We start from the raw sequence: 1,142 nt of genomic DNA, 5'->3' as shown, positions 1-1,142 counted from the left end.
CCACGATCCTGCGCTACCCCCTGGCTCCGGCCCCGTCGTCCGGCCCGCCCCGGGCCACCCCGGCACCGACGCCCGGCCGCGACGCCGAGGACGCCGGTGACCGGGCCGACCCGGCTGAGCCGGCCGGTCGGGCGGAGCGGGCCGGTCCCCGGGACGCCACCCGGGCGATCGTGGTGGGCGGTCTCGGCCTGTTCGCCCTCGGTGTCGCGGCGGCCGTGCGTACCCGCCGCCGGCGGTAGCCGGTCAGGCCCGGCCGGGCGACGACCCGGTGGTGGTGCCCGCAGACTGCCGGGCCCCCGGAAGTGTCGCCATCAGCTCCACCTCGCCGGTCCGGGACTGCGCGATGCGCCGGGCCAGGTCCCGTACCCGCTCGCTGGTGCCCGCCTTCAGCTGCGCCTTTGCCAGGTCGGCCGCTGTGCGCTGGTGCTCACTGAGCACGTCGCGCAGCACCCCGTCGACCTGACCGGCCGGAGCGGCACGCAGCCGGGTCAGTCCGGCCACGGCGTCGCTGTGCCCGGAGTGGTCGTGCCGGGCGGCGGCCGCCGCGACCTCGGGCCCGGCATCGCGCAACCAGCGCCGCATGGTGGCCAGCTCGTCGGTCTCGGTGACCTCGATGGCGGCGACCAGGGTGCGGAGCTGGGTGTCCGTGATCCCCGCCCGGGCGACCCGGACGATCTCCAGGGTCTGCTCGGTGTGCGCCACCATCATGGTCAGGAACAGCACGTCGATGGTGCTGATGGAGGTGTCGACGACCGGTGTCGACCGGGCGGCCTCCGGTGCGGACCGCGCCGGTCGACCGGTGCAGCCGGTGCTGGAGAACAGGGCCGCCACCATGGCGACGGCGATCAGGCGACGCATGCCGGTGCTCCGATCGGACGGCCGGGGAAGGGGCCGGGTGCGGCGCACGCAGGGCGTGGCCGCACCCGGCTGGTCAGACCTGGGACCACAGCGCCGGGACGTTCGGCGGTTCCCAACCGGAGATCGCCGTGTGCGCCTGGCGGCAGCTGTAGGTCAGGCCGTTGTAGGTGACGACGTCCCCGGGCTGGTAGGTCTGGCCGACGGTCCAGGTGCCGCTCGGTGCGGTGGAGGTCGGCGTGGGGCTCGGGCTCGTCGTCGGGGTCGGCGACGGAGTGGTGGGGGTG

General features: G+C 75.8%; 2 protein-coding genes and 1 pseudogene. 1 reads left to right on the top strand and 2 read right to left on the bottom strand.

The features are described from left to right. Positions 1-239, top strand: a pseudogene (locus GSF22_RS33720) (hypothetical protein); the annotation flags it as partial. 4 nt (positions 240-243) lie between these two features. On the opposite strand, the gene GSF22_RS33715 reads toward GSF22_RS33720, so the two are convergent. Further along, the gene (locus tag GSF22_RS33715) at positions 244-858 is read right to left on the bottom strand and encodes a DUF305 domain-containing protein (RefSeq protein ID WP_208817935.1); all 615 of its coding nucleotides are present in this window, start codon (positions 856-858) and stop codon (positions 244-246) included. Positions 859-931: 73 nt separating this feature from the next. Then, on the bottom strand, positions 932-1,142 hold a 211-nt coding region (locus tag GSF22_RS33710), incomplete at its 5' end, for a carbohydrate-binding protein (protein WP_368856942.1).

It is taken from the genome of Micromonospora echinofusca, assembly GCF_017614955.1.
Taxonomy (GTDB): domain Bacteria; phylum Actinomycetota; class Actinomycetes; order Mycobacteriales; family Micromonosporaceae; genus Micromonospora; species Micromonospora echinofusca_A.
The sequence above is the reverse complement of the archived record's forward strand: the minus strand, read 5'-3'. Positions and strand labels throughout refer to the sequence as shown.